Genomic DNA, 15,143 nt, shown 5'->3' with positions numbered 1-15,143 from the left:
CGCTCGGGTGTGGTCACCCGGGTGGGTCACCCGGGTCGGGCCCGGGTGGCCGCCGGGGGGCGTCCCGCCGGGCGGCGCGGCTCGGTCCGGGTGCGTGCGACGGCCCGGGCGGGGCCCGCGGACGACGCACCGGAGGAACGGACAGGGGCGGCCGGTGAGCCTAGCGCGTCGGGGGCCGTGCGCGTCGGGGGCGTCCGTCCGGGTCGCCCGGTCGGTGGCGGGGTCCCGCGGCCGGGCTGGCAGCATGACCGATCGTGATGCAGCGGAGACGAACGGTGCCGGACGGCGGGCCGCGGCCCGTCCCGGCACCGGCGGGTGTGACCCGGCGCCGGGTGCTCCGCACCGCCGGTGCCGGTGCCGTGCTCCTGCCGGTCGTCCTGGCCGGGTGCTCGAGCGCGTCGGAGCAGCCCGCGGACGACGTGTCCGACGCCCTGCTCGCGATGGCCGACGCGGCCCGGATGGACGCGGCCGTGGTCGCGACCGCGGTCACCGCCGACCCGGGCCTGGCCGGGCGGCTCGAGCCGCTGCGGGCGGCCCGGATGGAGCACGCCGCCGCGCTGGACCAGGCCGGCGGGCGTCCGCCGGGGGCCGCCCCGGTCCCGGCCGCACCGCCCGTGGCGGACGTGGTCGCCGTCCGCGACTCGGTCGACGCGGCCGTCCGGACGGCCCGTGAGGTCGTCCCGCGGGCGTCGGCGCAGCAGGTGGGGCTGGTCGCCGAGGTGGCGGCCTGCTGTGCCGCGTACGTGGCGGAGCTGCGATGAACCGGGCACGCCCGTGCCGGCGTCCGCAGCACGGCCCGCCCTGCAGCCGACGATCCGAGGTATCGCGATGACCCCCGCCCGGAACCCGGCGCAGGACGACGAGCGGCCGCCGTCGGCACTGGTCGCGATCGAGGCGTTGCAGCGGGCGCTGGCCTGCGAGCACGCCGCGGTGTGGGCGTACTCCTCGGCCGCGGCGTTCCTCCCGCCGGATCTCGCCGCGCGGGCGTCCGCCGATCTCGCGGCGCACCGCAAGCTCCGCCAGGACGCCGGGGACGCGCTCACCGAGCTGAACGAGCGGCCGACCTCGGCGCAGCCCGCCTACCGCCCGCCGCAGCCGGTCGTCGACCCGCTGTCCGCCGGGGTCCTGCTGGTGACCGCCGAGGACGACGCCGTCGCCGCCTGGCGGTCGCTGGTCGAGCGCGCCCCGAACGCGGACATGCGCGAGGCCGGGCTGACCCGGATGACCGAGTGCACGGTCCGCTGCGCCTTCTGGCGGCGGACGACCGAGCAGAGCCCGGCGATCCCGGTCTTCCCCGGCCGCACCCAGCGCTGACCCCGTACGGACCAGCCCGTACGGCCCACCGGGTTGACACCGTGCGGCGGCGTGGGTGAGGGTCCCCCGGACCATCGCCCGGACCGGTCCTCCGGTGGCCGGCCCGCGGCACGCCGACCCACTGGGAGAAGCATGTCACTGGCACGACCGAGCACCACCCGCCCCGCCCCGTCGCGCTCCGTCGCCCGCGCCGTCGCGGCCGGTGCCGCGTCGCTCGCCCTGGGCGCGGGGCTGTTCCTCACCCCCGCCGTCGCGTTCGCCGCGGACCCGCCGCCGAACATCGACCAGGACGGACCGGGCCTGATCGCCGATCCCAACCCGGGTGCCCCGCAGCCGGGTACCGACTCCGGCGAGACCGAGGACATCGACCTGGCGCGGGAGGGCATCTCGGCCTGCGGCACGGTCAACCCCGGGTGCGCTGCGGCCGACGGTGGGCTGACGGCGCTGGAGGGCACCATCCAGAACACCGGCTGACCGGTCGTCCCGGGCCCCGTGCGCCCGCCCGTTCAGGACAGCAGGGCGGGCGCGGCGAGTTCGGCGTCGTCGACGGTGTTGCTCAGGTGGAACGCCAGCCGGGCCGCACCGCCCCGGACCGCAGCGGTGATCCCGGCCGCGGCCAGCCGGTCCGCGGCACCGTCGGCCCGCACCGACACGACGGCCGAACCGGTGGGTCCCGTCCCGAGCCGCTCGCGCAGCGCGTCGGCCGGGCCGGCGCAGTGCGCCCGCAACGCCTCCGGATCCAGCGACGCCAGCCACGGCACGGTGAGCGCCGCCCCCGCGTGGGCGAACCACACCGGTGAGTCCTCACCGCCGGCCGGGCCGGGCCGGGCGGCGGCGTCCGGCGTGTAGAGGCCACCGCCCCACCGTTCGACCGTGCCGTACCAGCCGGCGCCGTGCCGGACGACGTCCGGCCACCGCTGCCCCGCCGGCGGGCCGAGCACCCACGACGGCCGCTGCGCCAGCCAGGCCGCCCCGCGCGGCGCGAGCAGCCACTTGTACCCCGCCCCGACGACGGCGTCCGCCCGGTCCAGCCGCAGCGGCAGCCAGCCGGCGGCCTGGGTGACGTCGAACAGCAGCCGGACGCCGTGCCGCTCGCGCACCGCCGTCAGGGCGTCGACGTCGGCGATCCGGCCGTCGGCGGACTGCACCACCGAGACGGCGACGAGATCGTGCTCCGGGGCGTGCGCCGCGAGCTGGTCCAGCGGCACCTCGGTCACCCGCACCCCGCGGTGCGCCTGCTGGGCGAACGGCCGCGTCACCGAGGCGAAGTCGCCGGCCGCCACGAGGACCCGCGCCCCGTCGGGCACCGCGGCGGCCAGCGGCCCGATCAGGCCCGCCGCCGTCGCGCCCTGGGCCACGTCGGCCACCGGGACGCCGACGATCGCCGCGAACCCGGCGCGCGCCGTCTCGACCGCGTCGTCGAACTCCGGCGGCGCCGTCTCCCCGGCCGACCAGCGCCGCACCGTGTCGACGAGCACCGCGGCCGCGTCCACCGGCGGGATGCCGATGCTCGCCGTGTTCAGGTAGCCGGGCCGGCGGGGGAACTCCCGGCCGAACACGGTGATCGTCTCTCCCATGCTGCCCGACCCTAGTGTTGCGCCTAGAGTCCGCAGACGTGCGCAGCGAGCTGATCGAGATCCGCACCGGCTCCGAGGAGACCGTGGTCGACCTGACCGACCGGATCGAGCGTTTCCTGTCCGACGCCGGTGCCGGTGACGGGCTGCTCAACGTCTTCGTCCCGCACGCGACGGCCGGCATCGCGATCATCGAGACGGGTGCGGGCAGCGACTCCGACCTGCTCGCCCGGCTCCGCGAGCTGCTCCCGGCCGACGACCGGTGGCGGCACCGGCACGGGAGCGCCGGGCACGGCCGGGACCACGTGCTGCCCGCGTTCCTCCCGCCCGTGACGACGGTCCCGGTGCTCGACGGCCGTCCCGGCCTCGGGACGTGGCAGTCGGTGTGCCTGGTCGACACCAATGTGGACAACCCGACCCGCTCGGTGCGGTTCACCTTCCTGCCGGGCTGAGCCCGCTCCGCCCGCCGGGCCGGGCGGGCGTCCGGTGGACCGCCGGGCGCCGTGGTGCGGCCGCCCGCCGTCCGGGACCGCCGGGGCGGCGGGAGGCCACCGTAGGCTCCCCCGGTGACCTCCGGCCGGACGTTGTTCCCCCGCCGTCCGGGTGCGCCGCCCGAGGCCCACCCGGGCGAACCCGTTCCTGCGAGCGGGGGGAACCGGCTGCGTCCGGTGCTCGTCGCCGCGGTCGCCGCGCTGCTGGTGGCGGGCGTCGTCGCCGCGCTGCACGGTCCGGCCGGCACCGACGCGCCGCCCGCCGCCGCACCCGCCGCACCGGCGGCGTCGGACGCGTTCGCCGTCACCCCGCCCTCGGGCTGGGTCGCCGCGACCGCGGACGCCCCGCCGCTGGACGTGTTCGGCGTCCCGTTCACCCGGCTCGCCGAGATGCCGCCGTTCGCCGCCGGGCAGTGCCCCGCGGGGGCGGCACCGCGCGGGGTCGCCGCGGCCGGGCTCGTCGCCGTCCCGGCCGGGACCTCCGTCGAGCAGGCCGCGCAGGCCTTCGCCCGCGGGACCGGGGAGTCCGCCTACGCGGGAGCCGCACCGCAGGTGGCGGTCGGGCCGCCGGCCCCGCGGCCGGGCGCCGCCGGCGCGGAGGCCGGGACCTGGGTCGAGGCGACCGTCCGCACCGACGGCACCGCCGCCGGGCAGCCGGGGTGCCGGGCCACGGACGGGTCGATCGGTGTCCTGGCAGTGCCGCGGACCCGGGCCCAGGACGGCTCGACCGGCGTCGCGATGCTGGTGACCGCGGGCGACACCGCCGGGGGCCCGGGGGACGTGCTCTCCGCCGACGATCTCACCGACCTGGCGTCCTCCGCGGTCCCGCCGCGCTGACCCCCGGGGCCCACCCCGTCACCCCGGCTCCGGGTCGCCCCGATTCCGCCGCATACCTGCTCGCCGGACCGGCCGGCGCTCACGTGATCGTGTGAGCGCCGACCGGTCCGGTGAGCGGGGATGGGTGCGGCTCAGGCCCCCCGGACGATGCCGGCGACGTGGGCGGCGGCGCCCTCGCGCGGGATGTCCGAGCGCTCGCCGGTCGCCCGGTCCTTCAGCTCGATCGTGCCGTCGGCCAGCCCGCGCCCGACGACCACGATCGTCGGCACCCCGACCAGCTCGGCGTCGGCGAACTTCACGCCGGGGCTGGCCTTGCGGTCGTCGAGCAGTACCGACAGGCCCTGCGCCTGCAGCTCCGCGGCCAGCACCTCGCCCCCGTCGAGCAGCTCGGCGGACTTGCCCGCCACGACGACGTGCACGTCGTACGGCGCCACCGAGCGCGGCCACACCAGGCCGCGCTCGTCGTGCGCCTGCTCGGCGATCGCCGCGACCAGGCGCGAGACGCCGATGCCGTAGGAGCCCATGGTGATCCGGATCGGCTTGGAGTCCGGGCCCAGCGCGTCGAGCGAGAGCGCGTCGGTGTACTTGCGGCCGAGCTGGAAGATGTGGCCGATCTCGATGCCGCGGGCGGCCTCGATCACCCCGCCGCCCTCCGGCGCGGGATCGCCGGCCCGGACCTCCGCGGCCTCGATCGTGCCGTCCGGGGTGAAGTCACGGCCCGCGACGAGATCGACGACGTGGTGGTCGGCCTTGTCCGCGCCGGTCACCCAGGCCGTCCCGGTGACGATCCGCGGGTCGACCAGGTAGCGGATCCCGTTCGCGGCCAGCGCCCCCGGGCCGATGTAGCCCTTGACCAGGAACGCGTTGCGAGCGAAGTCGGACTCCTCCAGCAGCTCGACCTGCGCCGGTTCGAGCGAGGCCTCCAGCCGCTTCATGTCGACCTCGCGGTCGCCGGGCACGCCGACACCGAGCAGCTCCCAGTCCGTTGCCCCCGGCTGCCGGGTCTTGACCAGCACGTTCTTCAGGGTGTCCGCCGCGGCGAACGTGCGCTCGGTGTGCGCGTTCAGGTAGTCGACGAGCGTCTCGATGGTGGGGGTGTCCGGGGTGTGGTGCACCTGCGCGGCGGGCAGCCCGTCGAGCGGGATCTCCGGCGGCGCGGGCGTGACGACGGCCTCGACGTTCGCGGCGTACCCGCCGGGCCCGCGCACGAAGGTGTCCTCACCGGTGCCGGACTCGGCGAGGAACTCCTCGGACGCGGAGCCGCCCATCGCGCCGGACGTCGCGGCCACGATCACGTACCGCAGGCCGAGCCGGTCGAAGATCCTGATGTAGGTCTCGCGGTGGCGCCGGTAGGACTCGGCGAGCCCGTCGTCGGCGAGGTCGAACGAGTAGGAGTCCTTCATCAGGAACTCGCGGCCGCGCAGGATGCCGGCCCGGGGCCGCTCCTCGTCGCGGTACTTGGTCTGGACCTGGTAGAGCACGACGGGATAGTCCTTGTAGGACGCGTACTCGCCCTTCACGGTGAGCGCGAACAGCTCTTCGTGCGTGGGCCCCAGCAGGTAGTCCGCACCCTTGCGGTCCTTGAGCCGGAACAGCGCCGGGCCGTACTCGGTCCAGCGGTTCGTCGCCTCGTACGGCTCGCGCGGCAGCAGCGCCGGGAACAGGATCTCCTGGCCGCCCATGGCGTTCATCTCCTCGCGCACCACGTTCTCGATGCGGCGGAGCACCGTGAGACCGAGCGGCAGCCAGGAATAGACGCCCGGGGCGACGCGACGGACATAGCCGGCGCGGACCAGCAGCTTGTGGCTGGGCACCTCCGCGTCGGCCGGGTCCTCACGCAGGGTGCGCAGGAACAGCGACGACATCCGGGTCAACACCCGCAGAAGGGTAGCGAGGTCCCCCGCGGCGCTTCATCCCGGTTCGGACGGCGGCGCTCGGCACGGTGCCCGCCGGGCGGCGCACGGGAACAGTGACCCGCGTCATCGACGTTGTGCGGACATGGGAGACGAACAGCACGAACTGCTCCGCGACGCGAAGCAGGGCGTCCTCGCCACGATCAAGCGCAGCGGGATGCCGCAGCTCTCGCCGGTCACGCCGCACTACGACCGCGAGGCCGGCACGATCGGCGTGTCGATGACCGACGGGCGGGCGAAGACCGCGAACCTGCGTCGCGACCCACGCGCGGCGCTGTCGGTCGAGAGCGCCGACGGGCGGGCCTGGGCCACCGCGGAGGGCCCGGTCGAGCTCATCGGCCCGGACGACTCGCCGGACGGTCCCGCGGTCCGGGCGCTGGTCGACTGGTACCGGGCCGCCGCCGGGGAACACCCGGACTGGGACGAGTACCGCGAGGTCATGGTCCGCGACCGGCGGGTCCTGATGGTCATGCGGGTGCAGCGGGTCTACGGCGAGCGCGTCTGACCTCCGGCCGTCACGCGCCCGCCCGGTCCGGCGGGCGCGTGACGTCGTCCACCCCCCGTCGTTGCCGCTTGCATCGGTAACCCGCGTGCGCAACTATTTGCGGATGCGGGCTATATGTACACGCCTGCATCCTGCACCGACTGACGACAAGGGAGACGGGCGTGCCACTCGGACTGGTCGCACTCGCACTGGGCGGCTTCGGGATCGGGCTCACCGAGTTCGTGATCATGGGGCTGCTGCCGGAGGTGGCGGCGGATCTCGCCGTGAGCGAGCCGGTCGCCGGCTACCTCATCTCGGGCTACGCGCTGAGCGTCGCGATCGGCGGGATCGCGCTCACCGCCCCGCTCACCCGCTGGAACCGGCGCACCGTGCTGCTGACGCTGATGGTGCTGTTCGTCCTCGGCAACCTCATGTCGGCGCTGGCCCCGGACTACGGCGCACTGCTCGCCGGCCGGGTCGTCGCCGCGCTGTGCCACGGAGCGTTCTTCGGGATCGGCGCCGTCGTCGCGGCCGACCTGGTCGCCCCGGACCGGCGCGCCGGCGCCATCGCGACGATGTTCGCCGGGCTGACCCTCGCGAACGTGCTGGGGGTGCCGTTCGGGACGTTCCTGGGCCAGCAGTTCGGCTGGCGCTCGACGTTCTGGGCGATCACCGCGATCGGTGTCGTCGCGCTGGTCGCGATCCGGCTGCTCGTGCCGTCGATCGCGGCCGGTCCCGCGCGCCCCGGCTCGGTGTTCGCGGTGTTCCGGCGTCCGCAGGTGTGGATCTCGGCGGCGGTGACGGTGCTCGGCTTCGGCGGGATGTTCGGCGGCTTCACCTACATCGCCTACACCCTCACCGAGGTCACCGGCTTCGCCTCCGGCACCGTGCCGTGGCTGCTGGTGCTGTTCGGCGCCGGTCTGTTCGCCGGCAACCTGCTGGGGGGCCGGGCCGCGGACCGGGCACTGACGCCCACCCTGGTCGTCCTGCTCGCGGTGCTCACCGTCGTGCTCGTCGCGTTCGCGCTGGGGGCCGGCAGCAAGCCGGTGACGATCGTGCTGCTGCTGCTCATGGGCGGCGTCGGCTTCGCCACCGTCCCGGGCCTGCAGCTGCGCATCATGCGGCACGCCGGGGACGACCCGACGATGGCCTCCGGCGCCAACATCGCCGCCTTCAACCTCGGCAACACCCTCGGTGCCTGGCTGGGCGGGCTGACCATCGGGGCCGGCCTCGGCTACACCGCACCGCTCTGGGCGGGCGCCGCCGTCACCGCCGCCGGGCTGGCCGTCCTGCTGGCGGCCACCGCCGGTGCCCGCCGTGCCGCCACGGCGACCGGTCCGGTCGCCGTCGGCTGACTCCGCGCTGACCTCCGCGCTGACTCCGCGGGCCCGCCGGGCTGCTTGCCGGCGCCGGTAGTCGGCGACGACGGGTAGCCTCGGCGGGACCGACGGAGGAGGGGTCATGTCGCTCGCCGACGACGAGGTCGAGGGCCAGGTCCACGGCTGGCGGCTGCTCGCCGTCCTGCACGCGCGGATCGAGTCCCGGCTCGAACGGGCCCTGCAGACCGGGCACGGGCTCTCGGTCAGCGAGTACGGCGTGCTGGAGATGCTGTCCCGGCAGGAGCAGCACCACCTGCGGATGACCCAGCTCGGCACCACCATGGCCATGAGCCAGAGTGCCACCACCCGGCTCGTCACCCGGCTCGAGGACCGCGGGCTGCTGACCCGGTACCTGTGTGCGACCGACCGGCGCGGCATCTACTCCGAGGTCACCGACGCCGGGTTCGCGGTGCTCACCGAGGCCCGGCCCACGCACAACCGGGTGCTGCACGAGGAGCTGGCGGCCGCCGCGGAGAACCCCGAGATGGCGCACCTGGTCGCGGCGATCTCGGCGTCCGAGCCCGCGGTCACGACCGGCGGGCCGGTCCGGGCCTGAGGATCCGGCCCGGTCAGCCCGGGTGCGCCTGCTGCTCCCGGACCGCACGCAGGACCGCGGCGCAGAGCCGCACGTGCTCGCGGCGGTCCCCGGGCCCGGTGCGGGCCAGCGCGACGTGCACGGCGTCCTGCGCCAGGTCACCGCGCCCGGTCAGCAGCGCCGCCCCGGCCAGCAGCTCCGACCGGACCGGCGGGGTGACGGTGCCCGGTTGCGGGGCGCTCTCCCCGGAGAATTCCCTGCCCAGCTCCCGCAGCGCCCGCGCCAGGTCCGCACTCATCCCGACCACCGGGCGCGCAGCGCCGCCAGCCCGTGGTGGGTGTAGCCCTTCACCGCGCCCTCGCTGACCCCCATCACCTCGGCGGTCTCCTTCACCGACAGCTGCCACTGCAGCCGCAGCACGACCGCCTCCCGCTCCCGCGGCGCGAGCGAGGCGAGCGCCTCGGCCAGCGCCATCCGGTCCACGACCCCACCGGCGACGTCCCGGCCGCCCGCGGGGAGCTCCGCGGCCGGCTCGGACCCGGGCCCGTCGCCGGCACCGGCCGGGTCGGCGGTGTGCGCGCGCTCGGTGACGAACCGCTTCAGCTCGCGGTTGATCTCGTTGCGGGTCGCGGTGACCAGGTACGCCGCCGGGTTGTCCAGGTCGGCGGGGTCCGGGCTGCGCCGCCAGACCTTCTCGTAGGCCCGCTGCACGACGTCCTCGGCGCGGGCCCGGTCCCCGATCCGGCGCAGGGCGTACCCGACCAGGCCCTCGTGCTGCTCGCGGTAGAGCCGGTCGAGCAGCCCGGCCAGCTCGGGGCCCCGGTGCCGGGACACCCGCCGGGTGCGGCCGCCGCGCAGCACCGCCGCGGTCGCGCCGAGCACCGTGCCCCGGCCCAGCCGGGCGAGGTCGTGCAGGCCCGCGAGCAGGGCCCGGCCCAGCTCGTCGGTGGCCGAGGGGTCGGTGACGTCGCTCGCGGGTTCGGTGGCCGGGCACATGGGGGTCTCCTCGGATCACGGACCGGGCGGGATCAGTATGCGCGGGTCTCGGTCGTCCACCGGGTCGCCGGGCCGTCCCACGGCCGGTAGCCGGTGAACGTCAGCGTCGCGGACGCGCCGGGAGCCAGGTCGAACGACTCGACGTCCGCGATCCGCCCGTTCGTCATCGCCGTCACCGACCCCGTCGCCGGGAACGTCTCGGCGTTGGTGACCCGCACCGTCGCCGAGCAGCTCTCCGGGCAGGTCCCGGGCGGCGGGGTGGCCCACTCGACGGTCACCTCGGGCGCCGCGCTGAGCCGCTGCTGGTAGTCGACGGCGGTGTCCCGGGCACCGCGGGCGGCGCCGACGGCGTCGAGCGCCTCCGGCGTCCCCGGGGCGACCTGCAGCATCGACGGCCCGGTCGTCACGAACGTCGGCCGGTAGCCGAGCAGGCGCGGGTCGGCACCGTCGGTCACGAACAGCTCGTCGCCGATGCCGGTGATCCGGCGTGCGGGGGTGCCGTCGACGTCGGAGGTCCCGCCGTCGGACCACGGCGACCAGCCGACCCCGGAGGGCAGCTCCGGCAGGTGGCCACCCAGGTCACCGGCGAGGTCACCGGGGGGCTTGAGCACGGTGTCCAGCGCGTAGACCTCGCCCATCGGGTTCTTCACCCACCGGTTCGCGAGCCGGCCGGCCCGGTCGACGAGGTCGATCTCGTCGGCGAACCAGGCGTCGTCGGCCCGGAGCATCTCGATCCCGTCGATCCGGGCGTACTCCGCCCGGCCGCCCTCGGGCAGGGCCAGGGTGCCCGCCGCGTCGCCGTCCCGGTTCACCGTGATGTCGACGTCGAGGTCACCGGCGCTGATCTGGGTGATCCGGCCCCGGTAGGTGACCGACTCCCAGGTGCTCAGGTCGTCGGTCGCGGCGGCGACGGCGTCGCCCGGATCGGGACGGCCGCCGAGAGCGGACCAGGCCACCCCACCGGCCACGACCAGCGCCAGGGCGATCGCGCCCGCGACGACCACCGGGCGCCGGCGGTTCCCGGACGGCCGCGACCCTCCCTGCTCCGGCGGCACCGGCGGGGTCCCGTGGCCCGCCCCGCCCGCGTCGTACGGGACGGGGCCGATCCACGGGCCCACCGCCCGCGCGGTGGCCATCAGCCGGGCGAGGTCGGCCCGCTCGGCGGCGGTCATCGTGGTCCCGGCCGGGTGCGCCAGCTCGGTCCCGGCCGCGCCCGGGCGCGCGACGTCCGTCCCGGCGGGGGCGGCCTTCGCGGTGTCGTCCGGGACCGACGGACCGGCCGGGGTGATCGTCCACCACGCACGCTGCTCGTTCGGCTCGGGAGTGTTCGAGGAGGTCATGGTCGCGAGTCCTTTCGTGGGCCGCGGGAGCACCCCGCCTGCCCCGACCGACCCGCGGCACCGGCGATCGGTGGGGGCCGTGCCCGCGATTCACCCGGACGGACCAGTGCCCGGGACGTGGATCCGGTCGGCACGGACGGACACACGCCCGGTCTCGTTGTCGATCTCGATCCGGTCGACCCCCGCGAGATCGGCCGTGGTGAGGGCGTTCCCGGGATCGCGCGGCCGCCGCAGGAGGCGCAGCACGCGGTCGGGGTCGCCGGTCTGCAGCTCGTGCCCCGGTGTGGTGACCAGGAGCCGGACCACGACCTCGTGCCGGGGGTCGTGCACGTGCAGCCGGTGCCGGGCCGCCGCCGTCCGCAGTACCCGGAACACCGCGTCGGGACGGTCGCCGTCGACCCAGCCCTCCTCGGCCACCACCCGCGGCCGGGGCGCGTCGAGCCGCACCCCGGCGTCGTCGACCTGGAACCGGACACCCCGCAGGGTCTGCTCGGGGTCGAGTTCCCAGCGGCCGCGGCAGCGCGCGACGACCGCCCGCAGCCGGGCGAGCAGCCCCGCCAGTCGCGGGGCGTTGCGGGCCGCCAGCGCCGTGTTGTCCGCCGGGTCGTCGTAGTCGTCGATGTCGCGGACCGGATCGGGAACCGCCCAGGGCAGCCAGATGTCGGACCGGGACACCACGGTGAGCTCGGCGCTCCCGTCCGGCCGGGCGATGCCGTCGACCTCCAGCACCGGGACCATCGGGCCGCCGGCGGCCCGCAGGTCCGGCACGTCGTCCTCGACGACCGTTCCGCCCGCGGCGGTCCACGCCAGCCGGACCGAGACGTGATGGCGGTGGTCGAACAGCGCGGCGCCGCCGTCGAGGTGCGGGTGGGCGTCGAGGAACCCGGCGAGCGGGCCGTGGGCGTCCCGGTCGAAACCGATCGCGGGCACCGACCGGACCCGGTAGACGCCCGACGCCTCCCCGACCGCCAGCACGGTCCGCGTCATCGCCCGGCCGCCGTCGGCGCCAGCCGGGAGCACCGCCCGCCAGCCGACGACGGCGGAGCCGGCCACACCCCAGGTGTTCCGTTCCGGCCTCATGCGCGTCCCCTCCCGGCCGACCGGCGGTGCCGGCGCCGCCATCCGGTCGTGACCAGGACCAGGATCCCCGCCGCCACCGGCAGCGCCCAGGTCCAGGGCGGCGGTCCGGCCCCGGCCGGTGCCCGCGGTGGCGGTGGGTCCTCGGTGACCGACCCGAGCCAGACCGTCCCGTCCGGTGCGTTCACCGGCCGGTCCACCGCCGCGACCGGTACCACCGGGTCCGGCCGGTCGTCGGTGCGCACCGGCACCGCGCTCAGGTCGATCCCGCCCCAGCTCACCAGCCAGCGCCCACCCTCGAGCCCGATCTCGGCGGGCGGGTACTCGCCCTCCCGGAAGGACGTCCGGTAGCGCTCGAAGATCTCGCGCGGCGACCACGGCTCGGCCGACGCCCAGCGCGCCGCGTCGCCGCTGTCGACCACGGATGCGAACTCGGTCGGCCGGGTCGCGCTGCGGGCCCGGTACCACTCGGCGACCACCCGGGCCGAGTGGATCTGCCGGAGCTCGGCGAACGCGGGATCGTCGTCGACCTGGCGCTGCAGCGCGGGCAGCAGGCGGGCGCGCAACGCCGACTCCTGGCGGTCGGTCACCTCCGGCGGTGCCGGTTCGCACGGGCCCGGCGCCGTGACGGTGGACCGTTCCAGCTGGACGCGCAGCGGTGCGTCCAGCACCTCGACGGCGTCGCCGGCGTCCCGGACCCGGGCCTCGCCGGGCACGATCCACACCCGGACGGTGTTGCAGTAGCGGACGAGGTCCAGCGCCCCCGGGGCACGCCAGAAGGCCGCGCCACCGGGCGTGCGGGGGTCGGTGAGCCGGGCCAGCGCCTGCTTGAGCCGCAGGTCGGACTCCAGCATCGTCCGTCCGACGTCGGTGGTCCCCAGCTGCGGATCGGTGATGGTGTCCGGCTGGTCGGGGTTGAGGTTGACCCAGAACGACGACCGCGGGAGCGCGAGCCAGACGAAGAAGGCGTCCGACGCCCGCAGGGCCGTGTCCGCGGTGCCCGTGGCGGGCGCGGCGCCGGGCCGGGCGCTGAACGCGTACCGGGTCCCGGTCCCCGCCGTGCCGTCGGACAGGTAGCGCAGCGTCACGCTGCCGAGGTCGATCCCGCCCGGCGCCGTGGCCCGCGGGTCCGGTGCCCCGGACAGCGGGCCGCGGGCGACCCGGCCGCTGCCCGGGACGTCGAACGGGGCGGCGGCCCGGCGGACCGGGTCGGTCGACGGCGCCGTAGCTCCGCCGGGTGCGGTGCCGTCCGGCGCCGCACTGTCCGATCCGGTGTCGCCCGGTGCTGCGGCGGATGCGCGGACCTCGGGCGCCGCGGCGCCGGCGGAATCGGAGGCGTCCGCCGAAGGCTCGGGCAGGGCGGAACCGGCCGGACCCGACGGTCCCGTGGACGGCTCCGGCGGGGCCGGTGCCGCAGGATCCGCGGGTGGATCCTGGCCGCCGGGACGCAACTGATCGGGAGTGCGCGCAGCGCTGGTGATCATCGTGTCGCCGGGACTCATCCCGGCGAAGGTCTCGATCACGATCAGGTCCAGGAAGTCGGCAGGCCGACGACCGCCGAGCTCGGGGTCGGGCGTGTTCAGCAGGTCGTACAGCCCGATCCCGGGCCCGTTCAGGTGCTCGAAGAAATCGGCCGGATCGGTGAACACGTGCGGGCCACCGGCGATCCGGATGACCCAGACGTTGCGGGGACCGGTGTCAGGATCGAGTGTCACCCGGGTCTGTCTGATCAGCGTCTTGAGGGTGGCCCGCAGGGACTTGTCGCTCGCGGTGGTAAGCCCCTTGTGCTGCTGATTCTCCTCGACGGTCAGATCCTGCAGATCGATGTCGCTCCCGTTCGCCGGGGTTTCGAGGGTTACGAGGTGCCCCTCAAGGATGCGCCGGGCCGCGGTCTCGATCGGGGCCCGATTGCCGGCCTCACGCAAATCGTCGGCGAGCCGGTTCAGCGTCTCCGGTGTCGTGAACCGGCCGCTCAGAGCAAGGATGGAGAACGCGGGGAACATCTTCGCGTCGAGGATCTGCTGGAGCATCACCCCCGCCCGGGCCTGCCGCTTCTGCGGGGTGGAGAAGTCGAACCTGCCCCGCTTCTTCCGCGGGTCGTCATCGTTACGGCGCGGGTCGATCTCGATCAACGACAGCAAAGCATCCAGCAGTTCCGTGACCTCCCGTTGCCGCTGCGGAGTGATCGCGGCCTGCGTGACCAGCCTGCGGAAGTCGGCCGTCGGTGCGCCCGGACGGCGCAGGTCGGTCGCCAGGTCCTGCATGGCCTCGGTCTCCTCGACGGTCAGCGGCGCGATGGCTTTATAGGTCTCCCTCCAGCCATCCACCCAGGAGGGATCCGGATCGGCCGCGTCGCCTGCGCCGGTCGCTGTGCCCGACCCGGATCCGCCCGACCCGGCCCTATCGGAGTCGGACGCGGTCGGTCCGGTACCGGGCGCACCAGGATCCGCGGCTCCGGCGCCGGGCACCCCGGGTTCGGCCGCACCGGCACCCGGCCCGCCCGGGTCGGCGGGCCCGCCACCGGCCGCTCCCGGAGCCGGCGCTCCGGTCCCCAGTGCGAGGACCTCGGTCCCGTCCAGCACGGCGAACCCGCCGTCGGACGTGCGGAGCAACCGGCCGGAGCGCCCGTCGACCACCGTGGTGTCCGCCGTGACGCCGCCGGTGCCGGGCGCCCCCGGGGCCCCGTCGTTCCACGAGGTCGCGCCGACTATCCGGCGCGCCAGATCGGCCGGGGTTAGCCCGGCGACCGGCGGCATCCCCGTCTCGGACGGTGCGGGGTCGCGCAGCAGCTCGTCCGCCAGCGCGTCGGCGGCCTCCGGGTTCTCCGAGAGCCACCACTCCCGGTTGCCGCGGAAGCGGGACGTGCCGTCGGCGACCGTGAACTCGGCCCGGGCCCCGAACTCCCGCACCAGCACGCCGCGCGCGGTGCCGTCCGCGGTGATCTCGACGTCCGCCGTGGTCGTCAGCCCCGTGGGGTCCACCGCCACGGCGCGGTACCGCAGACCGGCCATGCTGCCGACGGCATCGGCCGCCGCCCGTGCCTGCGGCCGCGCGGGATCGCCGGACACCCACGTCCAGCACCCGAGCACGGTGAACAGGACGAGCAGGAACGCGAGGAAGCGCGCGGCGTCCCGGCGGACACGCGTCGTGGCGGGCAGCATGCCGGCTACGACCCCGTCACGGCCCCATCGGTTGGGGCCGTG

At 76.0% G+C, this 15,143-nt stretch carries 15 protein-coding genes; 8 read left to right on the top strand and 7 right to left on the bottom strand.

Annotated elements, in window-relative coordinates:
• The first annotated feature begins 257 nt into the window (after window positions 1-257).
• The 3 genes from AFB00_RS21085 (at window position 258) to AFB00_RS21075 (ending at window position 1,788) form a co-directional block, all read left to right on the top strand.
• Complete coding sequence (locus AFB00_RS21085) at window positions 258-761, top strand: hypothetical protein (protein WP_156819665.1); 504 nt, start codon at window positions 258-260, stop codon at window positions 759-761.
• Between the two features lie 67 nt (window positions 762-828).
• Window positions 829-1,314 carry a ferritin-like domain-containing protein gene (locus AFB00_RS21080; RefSeq protein WP_068798633.1) on the top strand — a complete coding sequence of 162 codons (486 nt, stop codon included), beginning with the start codon at window positions 829-831 and terminating at the stop codon, window positions 1,312-1,314.
• A 132-nt stretch (window positions 1,315-1,446) separates the two neighbouring features.
• Entirely contained in the window at window positions 1,447-1,788 is a 342-nt protein-coding gene (locus tag AFB00_RS21075; protein WP_068798632.1) for a hypothetical protein, read from the top strand.
• Between the two features lie 32 nt (window positions 1,789-1,820).
• Here AFB00_RS21075 and AFB00_RS21070 read toward each other — a convergent pair whose 3' ends face one another.
• A complete protein-coding gene (locus tag AFB00_RS21070) occupies window positions 1,821-2,891 on the bottom strand; it encodes an aminotransferase class V-fold PLP-dependent enzyme (protein ID WP_068798631.1) in 1,071 nt (356 codons plus the stop codon).
• A gap of 38 nt (window positions 2,892-2,929) precedes the next feature.
• Between AFB00_RS21070 and AFB00_RS21065 the strand changes: the two genes are divergently transcribed.
• Together AFB00_RS21065 and AFB00_RS21060 are read left to right on the top strand one after the other, a co-directional pair.
• Window positions 2,930-3,340 carry a secondary thiamine-phosphate synthase enzyme YjbQ gene (locus tag AFB00_RS21065; RefSeq protein ID WP_068798630.1) on the top strand — a complete coding sequence of 137 codons (411 nt, stop codon included), beginning with the start codon at window positions 2,930-2,932 and terminating at the stop codon, window positions 3,338-3,340.
• 114 nt (window positions 3,341-3,454) lie between these two features.
• Window positions 3,455-4,216, top strand: coding sequence for a hypothetical protein (locus tag AFB00_RS21060; protein WP_156819664.1), 762 nt, complete (start codon window positions 3,455-3,457; stop codon window positions 4,214-4,216).
• A 131-nt stretch (window positions 4,217-4,347) separates the two neighbouring features.
• Here the strand turns inward: AFB00_RS21060 and AFB00_RS21055 are convergent, their stop codons facing one another.
• Window positions 4,348-6,093, bottom strand: a complete 1,746-nt coding sequence (locus AFB00_RS21055; protein WP_068798628.1) for a proline--tRNA ligase — start codon at window positions 6,091-6,093, stop codon at window positions 4,348-4,350.
• A gap of 121 nt (window positions 6,094-6,214) precedes the next feature.
• On the opposite strand from AFB00_RS21055, the gene AFB00_RS21050 reads away from it, so the two are divergent.
• From AFB00_RS21050 to AFB00_RS21040, 3 genes are all read left to right on the top strand, one after another.
• Window positions 6,215-6,634: a PPOX class F420-dependent oxidoreductase gene (locus AFB00_RS21050; RefSeq protein WP_068798627.1), complete on the top strand. Its 420-nt coding sequence runs from the start codon at window positions 6,215-6,217 to the stop codon at window positions 6,632-6,634.
• Window positions 6,635-6,795: 161 nt separating this feature from the next.
• Window positions 6,796-7,968 carry an MFS transporter gene (locus AFB00_RS21045; RefSeq protein WP_068798626.1) on the top strand — a complete coding sequence of 391 codons (1,173 nt, stop codon included), beginning with the start codon at window positions 6,796-6,798 and terminating at the stop codon, window positions 7,966-7,968.
• A gap of 106 nt (window positions 7,969-8,074) precedes the next feature.
• Window positions 8,075-8,548, top strand: coding sequence for a MarR family winged helix-turn-helix transcriptional regulator (locus AFB00_RS21040; RefSeq protein ID WP_068798625.1), 474 nt, complete (start codon window positions 8,075-8,077; stop codon window positions 8,546-8,548).
• Between the two features lie 13 nt (window positions 8,549-8,561).
• Here the strand turns inward: AFB00_RS21040 and AFB00_RS21035 are convergent, their stop codons facing one another.
• The 5 genes from AFB00_RS21035 to AFB00_RS21015 all read right to left on the bottom strand — a co-directional run bounded on the left by AFB00_RS21035 (window position 8,562) and on the right by AFB00_RS21015 (window position 15,101).
• Window positions 8,562-8,825 (bottom strand): hypothetical protein, encoded by a 264-nt coding sequence (locus AFB00_RS21035; RefSeq protein ID WP_068798624.1) that lies wholly within the window; start codon window positions 8,823-8,825, stop codon window positions 8,562-8,564.
• On the bottom strand, window positions 8,822-9,523 hold the full coding sequence (locus AFB00_RS21030; protein WP_068798623.1) for an RNA polymerase sigma factor: 702 nt from the start codon (window positions 9,521-9,523) through the stop codon (window positions 8,822-8,824). The genes AFB00_RS21035 and AFB00_RS21030 overlap by 4 nt, the downstream gene beginning before the upstream one ends.
• Before the next feature lie 32 nt (window positions 9,524-9,555).
• Window positions 9,556-10,863, bottom strand: coding sequence for a hypothetical protein (locus AFB00_RS21025; protein ID WP_068798622.1), 1,308 nt, complete (start codon window positions 10,861-10,863; stop codon window positions 9,556-9,558).
• 90 nt (window positions 10,864-10,953) lie between these two features.
• A complete protein-coding gene (locus tag AFB00_RS21020) occupies window positions 10,954-11,943 on the bottom strand; it encodes a hypothetical protein (protein ID WP_156819663.1) in 990 nt (329 codons plus the stop codon).
• A complete protein-coding gene (locus tag AFB00_RS21015; RefSeq protein ID WP_068798620.1) occupies window positions 11,940-15,101 on the bottom strand; it encodes a hypothetical protein in 3,162 nt (1,053 codons plus the stop codon). The genes AFB00_RS21020 and AFB00_RS21015 overlap by 4 nt, the downstream gene beginning before the upstream one ends.
• Between the last annotated feature and the right edge of the window lie 42 nt (window positions 15,102-15,143).

It is taken from the genome of Pseudonocardia sp. HH130630-07 (assembly GCF_001698125.1).
Lineage (GTDB): Bacteria > Actinomycetota > Actinomycetes > Mycobacteriales > Pseudonocardiaceae > Pseudonocardia.
The sequence above is the reverse complement of the archived record's forward strand: the minus strand, read 5'-3'. Positions and strand labels throughout refer to the sequence as shown.

Coding starts and splice junctions, on each gene's coding strand:
- AFB00_RS21015 (WP_068798620.1), bottom strand. CDS start 15,101: ATGCTGCCCGCCACGACGCGTGTCCGCCGGGACGCCGCGCGCTTCCTC.
- AFB00_RS21020 (WP_156819663.1), bottom strand. CDS start 11,943: ATGAGGCCGGAACGGAACACCTGGGGTGTGGCCGGCTCCGCCGTCGTC.
- AFB00_RS21040 (WP_068798625.1), top strand. CDS start 8,075: ATGTCGCTCGCCGACGACGAGGTCGAGGGCCAGGTCCACGGCTGGCGG.
- AFB00_RS21085 (WP_156819665.1), top strand. CDS start 258: ATGCAGCGGAGACGAACGGTGCCGGACGGCGGGCCGCGGCCCGTCCCG.
- AFB00_RS21075 (WP_068798632.1), top strand. CDS start 1,447: ATGTCACTGGCACGACCGAGCACCACCCGCCCCGCCCCGTCGCGCTCC.
- AFB00_RS21025 (WP_068798622.1), bottom strand. CDS start 10,863: ATGACCTCCTCGAACACTCCCGAGCCGAACGAGCAGCGTGCGTGGTGG.
- AFB00_RS21050 (WP_068798627.1), top strand. CDS start 6,215: ATGGGAGACGAACAGCACGAACTGCTCCGCGACGCGAAGCAGGGCGTC.
- AFB00_RS21030 (WP_068798623.1), bottom strand. CDS start 9,523: ATGTGCCCGGCCACCGAACCCGCGAGCGACGTCACCGACCCCTCGGCC.
- AFB00_RS21070 (WP_068798631.1), bottom strand. CDS start 2,891: ATGGGAGAGACGATCACCGTGTTCGGCCGGGAGTTCCCCCGCCGGCCC.
- AFB00_RS21035 (WP_068798624.1), bottom strand. CDS start 8,825: ATGAGTGCGGACCTGGCGCGGGCGCTGCGGGAGCTGGGCAGGGAATTC.
- AFB00_RS21080 (WP_068798633.1), top strand. CDS start 829: ATGACCCCCGCCCGGAACCCGGCGCAGGACGACGAGCGGCCGCCGTCG.